Here is an 8,492-nt window from a genome sequence, read left to right as displayed (position 1 = left end):
GCGCCGAACCTCGCGTCGCATCTCGCAACCTCGCTGGCGCGCCTATACACTACAGCCTCCTAGCGCCGCAAAGGCTGCCACCCGGGTTCGCCCGACGTCGCGGCTCATCATCGCCGGACAGTATAGGCACGGCGGCACGCTATTGCTTGACGCCCGAGACGTTCCAACTCTGGGTGCACAGCGGCTTGCCGTCCTTGGTGAAGAACTCCGCGATGTACACGAATTGGATGACGCCGCTGGCGGCGCGACCGGACGCGTTGAACTCGCCCAACACGCCGCGAATCCCCGTGCCCGCGCGCGGCGCGCGCACGCGGAACTTGCCGTCCCGCGGCTCGGAGCCGAACATCACCGGCGCGATCGGAATCGACACGGAGAACCATCGCTTCCGGTTGCCCTTGCGGTCGATCGCGAGCGTGACCACGCCCTTGCGGAGCGACATGCCGGTCTGGGTGCAGTTGTTCGCGATCTCGTCGAACTTCACCTTGTAGTCGCCGACGATGTCCTCGATCCGCGGCTTGGCCTTCTGGGCTCGCGCCGGGGCGACGGCGGCCAGCACGGCCAACCCCGCGGCGATCCACGTCCATCGCGTGACCATCGACACGTTCCATTGGACTCCACACCGCTGCGGGCATTCAACGGGTCGGCGCATGTTGTCGGAAAAGTTCAGGGTTTTGCCGGTGCGCGGCGCGGTCAGCGAGCGGCGGCGGCACCGGGCGGCCCGCCGGCCCGCTGCAGGTACAGGGCGCGCGTGGCTTGCACGACGTCGTTTTCGCGCGCGACGACGGTGATGAAGTTGCTGCCCGGCCACAGCGGGATGTCCCCCTCGAACTCGAGTGTCCGTTCGTGCCGGCCGTGGCGGTTCGACTTGTAGAACACCTTCTTGTTGTCGATCTTGGCCTCGCGATTGGACACGAACACGTACACGTCCTCGACGTGGGTGTCGTCCGTGACGACGCCGTGCAGGCGGTAGTGGTCGCCCGGCGTCGTCAACGACGGCACGTCGAGCGCGATGCGCGGCGGCGTGACCTGCCAGCGCTCCGCGACCGCGGCGCGGCGCGGCTTGGCCCGCGAGCGCTCGGCGGCATCGCGCGCGACGAACGCCGGCACGCCCGGCACCATCTCGACCCGGTAGAACGCGCCCTCGGTGCCGGTGAGCGCCAACACGGCGCCGCGGTCCGCGTAGCCGATCACGTCGGCGTCCGCGGATGCCCCTTCGCGCAGCGGCGTAGCGCGCTTGGTGATGCGAACGGAGCCGGACGCGGGAGCCGGCCCGGCGGACGGCGGCCGCACGCGGTACTCGAGCTTGTCCGTCACCGACTCGGACAGCACGCCGTCGTAGACCGACATCTCGAGGACCAGCTCGTCGCGGTCGAACTGGCCGTTGGTCGCGAACGAAAACTCGACCGTCTTGGACTCGCCGGGGGCGAGCCCCTCGGGAAACTGGAACCGGCCCTTGTGGATGACGACGCCGTCGATGTTGCCGCCGGACTTGTTGCTCAGCACCGCGGTCACGTCCTGCGCCGGGCCGTCGCCGGCGTTCTTGAACGTCATGCGCAGGCGCATCGGCTCGCCCTTTTGCACCAAGCCGTCGCCGTTGCCGTCGTCGATCAGCTGGTGGCTGTACGCGAACACCGGCCGGGGCAGGGCGTGGATGCGCAGGGTGAGCGGCGCGGCTTCGACCTGTGCGCCGTTGTATTCGGTAAAGACGAACGACAGCGGCGACACCCGGTCCACGGCGTTCTTCGGCACGCGAACGAGCGCGGTGAACGTGCGGCTCTGGCCCGGATCGATGCGGCCGAATACCAGCTCCGTTTCGTCGAACACGCGGTCGTCGGAGCGCACCTGGGCGTGGACGCGGTACGCCGGCCCGGTCCCCGCGTTCGCGACCCGGCCCTCGAGCCGGACGACCTCGCCCGCGCGGAAGTCCGCATCGGCGCCCGGCGACGGCGCGAGCGACGCGCCGGCCGCGCGGACCGTCGCCGTCAGCGCGGCGCCGCTATCGGCCTTGGCAGCCGGCGCCGTCCAATCGATACCGAGCGCCGCGAGCGCCTGGACGACTCGCTCGCTCTCGAGCTTGCGCCGTTGGGCGAGGAACCGGCGCGACTGCGCGAGCGCGCGGCTGCGCACCGGCGACCGCGCCTGCGCGACGAAGTCGCGGGCGAACTTCATCTCGAAGTCCTCGACGATCTCGTCGTCGGCGAGGTCGCCGTCGACCGGTTCGTCGTCGTCGGCCGCTCCGTCGGCTGGCGGTTCGCCGTCCTCGTCGTCGCCCGCGGCGTCCGCGTCGTCGCCCTCGTCGTCGCCCGCTCGCGCCGGGCGCTCGTACAGGTAGCGGACGACCTCGGCGGCGCTCCCTCGCGCCTTGGCGTGCCGCGACTGCAAGTGGGCGGTGAGGTCCGCCTCGCGGAACGTGTGCTTGGTACGGCGCAGCCGGATCTGATCGCGCGCCGTCTTGAGTTGCTTGGGCACGTAGACGCGCTGCAGCTCGATGTCGGGCGGCACCCCGACCGACTGGATCGACAGGTCGCCGGGCGTGAGATACTCGGCGATCGTCAGCTTCAGCTTCGAGCCGTCCTTGTTCTCGTAGAGGATCTGGACCGATCCCTTGCCGAAGGTGGTCGATCCAATGACGACCGCGCGGTCGAGGTTCTTGAGGGCGCCGGCGACGATCTCGGACGCGGAGGCCGACTGGCCGTTGACGAGCACCGCGACGGGCGACCGCGTGTCGGTCCCCTTCTTGGTCGCGCGCCGCGCGTCGCGCTCGTCGCTGCCGATCGTCGTGACGATCGTGCCGTGATCGACGAACAGGTCCGCGACCTGGATCGCCTGTTCGAGCAGGCCGCCTGGGTTGTTTCGCAAGTCCAGCACCCACGCCGATGCGCCCTGGTCGGCCAGCTCGCGCATCGCCGACTTCACCTCGCGCGCCGTCGTCGACTGGAAGTTCTTGATCTTGATGTAGCCGACGCGCTGGTCGGGCAGGTAGCGGGACACGACCGACTCGACGCGAATGATGTCGCGCGTCAGCTCGAATTCGAGGTCGCGATCGACCCCTTTGCGCCGCACCCACAGTGTAACCTTCGTGCCCTGTTTTCCGCGCATGCGGTTGACCGCGCCGGTGAGCGTGAGGTGGTCCGTGGACTCGGAATTGATGCGCACGATGTGGTCGCCGGCGCGGATGCCGGCGCGCGCCGCCGGCGTGCCGGGCATCGGCCGGATGACCGTGAGCTTGCCTTTCCGCATACCGATGACGATGCCGAGGCCACCGAAGTGGCCGGAGGTGCTCACGTCCATCTCCTTGGCCGCGTCCGGGTCGAGCAGGACCGAGTGCGGATCGAGGGTCGACAGCATGCCGTTGACCGCCGAATACTCGACCTGCGCCAGATCCGCCCCCGGATTCATGTTGTCCTGGATGAACCGGAACACGTCCTTGAGCCGCGCCGACAGCCGCCACGGCGAGTCGACGTCGGCCACGCTGAACGCGTGGCGCTTGTCGTTGACGACGACGACGACTTCGTCGCGCTCGGGGTGCTCCTCGACCAACACCTCGGGCACGTTGAGCTGCACCGAGTCGAGCGCCGCGTACATCATCTTGCGCGGGTCGATGCGGCGGGTGTCCACGTAGGCCGAGCGCACGCGGACCAGCACCCGGTTGAACACGCGCAGGGCGGTGAGATCGTGGTGCCGGCCGTCGGTGTCCGCGAGGGCGAGCTGGCCGGGGGCGGCGCGGGCCGCGCGCTCCCCGAGGCCCAGCGTAAGCATCCCCTCGGGGGATGGGCGAAACACCGACAGCAGCAGCGCGGCCACGAGGGCCGCGCCGACCGCGACGGCGTTGAAGCGAAGCTTGCCGCGCATAGAGTCGAGTATAGACGGGGTGTGGCACGCCGGCCACGCCGCCCGCGTGTCGGGCGATGTGGGCCGCGCCGCCTGCGGCGCGGCGGGCTACCGCGGGTCGCGTACGGCGTAACGTTTGCCGCGGCCGGCGACTCTGGTCGGCATGCGCCGCGACGATCCGGCCGACGACGAACTCGCCGCGCACGTCCGCCCGCCCGGTTGGGAAAACCCGCGGCCGCGCGGGCGCTACAACCTCGTCGTGATCGGCGGCGGCACGGCGGGCCTGGTGGCCGCGGTCGGGGCGGCGGGTCTGGGCGCGCGCGTCGCGCTGGTCGAGCGCGACCGGCTCGGCGGCGACTGCCTCAACACGGGCTGCGTGCCGAGCAAGGCGCTGATCGCGATCGCGCGAGCGGCCGCGGCGGCGCCACCGGCCGATCCGGCCGCCGCGTTCGCCGCGGCGCTGGCGCGGGTGCGCGCCGTGCGCGCGGCGGTCGCCGAGCACGACAGCGCCCACCGCCTGCGGGATCTCGGGGTCGACGTGTACTTCGGCGCGGCGCGCTTCACGGGTCGGGATCGCGTCGCGGTCGGCGACGCCGAGCTGCGGTTTGCCCGCGCGTGCATCGCCACCGGCGCGCGCCCGGCGGTGCCGCCGATCGAAGGCCTGCGCGAGGCGGGCTACCTGACGAGCGACAGCGTGTTCGACCTCGACGAGCTGCCGCGCCGGCTCGCGATCGTCGGCGGCGGTCCGATCGGGTGCGAGCTGGCCCAGGCGTTCGCCCGGCTCGGTTCGAAGGTCGTGCTCGTCGAGGCGGCCGATCGGCTGCTTCCCCGCGACGACCCGGACGCGGGCGGCATCGTCGCGCGGGCGCTCCAGCGCGACGGCGTGCGGGTGCTCGTGGGCGCGCCCGTCGACCGCGTCGAGCCCGCGCGCACGCTGGTGGCCGGCGGCCAGCGGCTGCGCGTCGACGCGATCCTCGTGGCGACCGGCCGGGCGCCCAATGTCGAAGACCTCGACCTGGCCGCGGCCGGCATCGCGATCGGCCCGCACGGCGTGGCGGTGGACGACAGGCTGCGCACGGCCAACCGGCGAGTCTACGCGGCCGGCGACTGTTGCTCGCCGCTGCGCTACACCCACGCGGCCGACGCGATGGCTCGCATCGTCCTGCGCAACGCGCTGTTCTTCGGCCGCGCGCGCGCGAGCCGGTTGGTGGTGCCGTGGGCGACGTACACCGACCCGGAGGTGGCGGGCGTGGGACTGACGGCCGCCGACGCCGAAAGCCGCGGGATCGCGGCGGTCGTGTACGACGTGGCGATGGCCGAGGTCGACCGCGCGCGCACCGATGGAGCGACGGATGGCTTGTTGCGCGTGGTCACCCGCCGCGGCTCCGACCGCATCCTCGGAGCGACCGCCGTCTCGCCGGTGGCCGGCGAGACCATCGCCGCGGTCGCGTTCGCGATGGCCCACGGCCGCGGCCTGGCCGATTTCGGCCACGCGATCGCGCCGTATCCGACGTACGCGAGGGCGCTCGGCCGGGCGGCGGACGCGTACCAGCGGGCGCGGCTCACGCCGCGGGTCGCACGCTGGCTGGCGTGGCTGTTGCGCCGCCGCCGGTGACCGGCCGCGGCGCAGGGGACGCGCGGCGGCTCCGGCGTCCGTTTTCGCGCGCGTTGCGATCGGGTATGGTCCGCCGCGTGCTGCCGCCAGATCTGGGTCCATCCGATTCGTTTGCCCGCCGCCACATCGGCCCGAGCGACGCCGACGTCGCGGACATGCTCCGCGTCATCGGCGCGCCGAGCCTCGACGCGTTGATCGACCAGACCGTTCCGGCCGACATCCGCCTCGGCCGCCCGCTCGATCTGCCGCCAGCGGCCGGCGAGCGCGACGCGCTGGCCGAGCTGCGCGCGATCGCCGCGCGCAACCGCGCGTTTCGCTCGTTCATTGGTTGCGGATACTACGATTGCATCACGCCGCCGGTCATTCAGCGCAACGTGCTGGAAAACCCCGGGTGGTACACGCAGTACACGCCGTACCAGGCCGAGATCTCGCAGGGCCGGCTCGAGGTGTTGCTGTCGTTCCAGACGATGGTGGCGGATCTCACCGGGTTGCCGCTGGCCAACGCATCGCTGCTCGACGAGGCGACCGCGGCCGCCGAGGCGATGACCATGTGCCGCCGCATCCTGCGAAATCGCCGCAGTCGCTTCTTCGTCGCCGACGACTGCCACCCGCAGACGATCGCGGTCGTGCGCACCCGCGCGAGGCCACTGGGCATCGAGGTCGAGGTGGGCCCGGTCGACGAGGCGGCGCCCGCCGACGACTGGATCGGCGCGCTCGTCCAGTATCCGGCGACCGACGGCCGGCTGCGCGACTACCGCGACCTGTGCGACCGCGTCCACCAGGCCGGCGGGCTCGTCGTCATGGCGACCGACCTGCTCGCACTCACGCTGCTGGCGCCGCCCGGCGACATCGGCGCCGACGTGGCCGTGGGGTCGTCGCAGCGGTTCGGCGTGCCGCTCGGCTACGGCGGGCCGCACGCCGCGTTCCTCGCGACGCGCGACGAGCACAAGCGACACATCCCCGGCCGCCTGGTCGGCGTGTCGAAGGACGCGCACGGGCGCGTCGCATACCGGCTGGCGCTGCAGACGCGCGAACAACACATCCGCCGCGACCGCGCGACCAGCAACATCTGCACCGCGCAGGTGCTGCTCGCGATCATGGCGGCGCTGTACGCGTGTTGGCACGGTCCGGACGGGCTGCGGCGGATCGCTGTGCGCGTGCGCGGGTGGACGCGCGCGCTCGCCGCGGGGTTGCGCCGCCTCGGGTTCGACGTGGGCAGCGGCGACGTGTTCGACACGTTGCGCGTGCGACTGCCCGCCGGCGAGGCGGCACACGTGCTGGCGCGCGCCGCGGCGCGGCAGATGAACCTGCGCGACTTCGGCGACGGCTCGGTCGGCGTGTCGCTCGACGAGACGACGGGCCGGCGCGACGTCGAAGACCTGCTGGCCGCGTTCGCCGGCGACCGCGCCGCGCCCGCGGTCGACGAACTCGTCGACGGCGTCGACGCCGCGTACGCCGCGCCGTTTGCGCGCACCAGCGGCTACCTCGACCATCCGTGCTTTCACCGCTACCACACCGAGCACGAGATGTTGCGCTACCTGCACCGGCTGCAGGCGCGCGACCTGTCGCTCACGACGTCGATGATCCCGCTCGGCTCGTGCACGATGAAGCTCAACGCAGCGGCCGAGATGGTCCCGATCACGTGGCCGGAGTTCGCGAGCCTGCACCCGCACGCTCCGGCGGAGCAGGCGGGGGGCTACCGCGAGCTGATCGACCAACTCGCGGCGTGGCTCGCGGAGATCACCGGGCTGCCGGCGGTGTCGCTGCAGCCGAACGCCGGGTCGCAGGGCGAATACGCCGGATTGCTCGCGATCCGCCGCTACCTGGATGCGCGGGGCGACGGCGGCCGCGACGTGTGCCTGATCCCGACGTCGGCGCACGGCACCAACCCGGCGAGCGCCGTGATGGCCGGCTTCCGCGTGGTGCCGGTCGCGTGCGACGACCGCGGCAACATCGACGTGGCCGATCTGTGCGCCAAGGCCGACGCGCACGCCGACGCGCTCGGCGCGCTGATGGTCACCTACCCGTCGACCCACGGCGTGTTCGAGGCGAGCATCCGCGCGATCTGCGACGCGGTCCACGAGCGCGGCGGGCAGGTCTACCTCGACGGCGCGAACCTCAACGCGCAGGTCGGCCTGTGCCGGCCCGGCGACTACGGCGCCGACGTCTGCCACGTGAACCTACACAAGACGTTCTGCATTCCGCACGGCGGCGGCGGCCCCGGCATGGGGCCGATCGCCGCCGCGGCGCACCTGGCGCCGTACCTGCCGGGCGATCCGCTCGACGCGTCGGCGCGCGATTGGCCGGTCGCGGCCGCTCGCTTCGGCAGCCCGAGCATCCTGCCGATTTCGTGGATGTACATCCGCATGATGGGCCCCGACGGGCTGGCGCGCGCGTCGCAGGTCGCGATCCTCAACGCCAACTACATGGCGGCCCGACTGCGCGGCCACTACGACGTGCTGTATTGTGGCGAGGGCGGGCGCGTCGCCCACGAGTTCGTCGTCGATTGCCGGCCGTTCAAAAAGTCCGCCGGCGTCGAGGTCGAGGACATCGCCAAGCGGCTGATGGACTTCGGCTTCCACGCGCCGACGATGTCGTGGCCGGTCGCCGGCACTCTCATGATCGAGCCGACCGAGTCCGAGTCGCGCGCGGAACTCGATCGCTTTTGCGACGCGCTGATCGCCATCCGCGACGAGATCCGCGCGATCGAGCGCGGCGACCTACCGGCCGGCGATAACCCGCTCAAGTGCGCGCCGCACACCGCCGGCGACGTCGCGGCGACCGAGTGGCCGCACGCGTACCGGCGCGAGCAGGCGGCGTTCCCGGCGCCGTGGACGCGCGATCACAAGTTTTGGCCACCCGTGTCCCGCATCGACAATGCGTACGGCGATCGCAATCTGATGTGCGCGTGTCCGCCGCCATCGGCATTCGCCGACTGATCGGCGCGCGCGCCGGCGACCGTGGCATACTACGCCGACCGTGAGCGCTGGCTTCTGGTCACGCCTGTTCGCGCGCGGCGCCGGTCGCGTTCCGCCGGGACTGCGCG

The 8,492-nt window shown here is 72.0% G+C and carries 4 protein-coding genes; 2 read left to right on the top strand and 2 right to left on the bottom strand.

The features are described 5' to 3' along the window. Positions 1-139: 139 nt before the first annotated feature. On the bottom strand, positions 140-601 hold the full coding sequence (locus tag D6689_13860) for a hypothetical protein (GenBank protein ID RMH40424.1): 462 nt from the start codon (positions 599-601) through the stop codon (positions 140-142). A gap of 89 nt (positions 602-690) precedes the next feature. Next, a complete protein-coding gene (locus tag D6689_13855; GenBank protein ID RMH40423.1) occupies positions 691-3,852 on the bottom strand; it encodes a PDZ domain-containing protein in 3,162 nt (1,053 codons plus the stop codon). A 142-nt stretch (positions 3,853-3,994) separates the two neighbouring features. Between D6689_13855 and D6689_13850 the strand changes: the two genes are divergently transcribed. Continuing rightward, entirely contained in the window at positions 3,995-5,446 is a 1,452-nt protein-coding gene (locus tag D6689_13850) for an FAD-containing oxidoreductase (protein ID RMH40425.1), read from the top strand. A gap of 65 nt (positions 5,447-5,511) precedes the next feature. Next, positions 5,512-8,385: a glycine dehydrogenase (aminomethyl-transferring) gene (gene gcvP, locus D6689_13845; protein ID RMH40422.1), complete on the top strand. Its 2,874-nt coding sequence runs from the start codon at positions 5,512-5,514 to the stop codon at positions 8,383-8,385. Positions 8,386-8,492 lie beyond the last annotated feature (107 nt).

It is taken from the genome of Deltaproteobacteria bacterium (genome assembly GCA_003696105.1).
Classification (GTDB): Bacteria; Myxococcota_A; Polyangia; order Haliangiales; family J016; genus J016.
Note: the sequence above shows the minus strand (reverse complement) of the source record. Positions and strands in the feature narration are given on the sequence as shown.

What these genes read in the sequence shown, in the direction of transcription:
- D6689_13855 (RMH40423.1), bottom strand. Translation starts at nt 3,852, where the DNA reads ATGCGCGGCAAGCTTCGCTTCAACGCCGTCGCGGTCGGCGCGGCCCTC.
- D6689_13850 (RMH40425.1), top strand. Translation starts at nt 3,995, where the DNA reads ATGCGCCGCGACGATCCGGCCGACGACGAACTCGCCGCGCACGTCCGC.
- gcvP (RMH40422.1), top strand. Translation starts at nt 5,512, where the DNA reads ATGGTCCGCCGCGTGCTGCCGCCAGATCTGGGTCCATCCGATTCGTTT.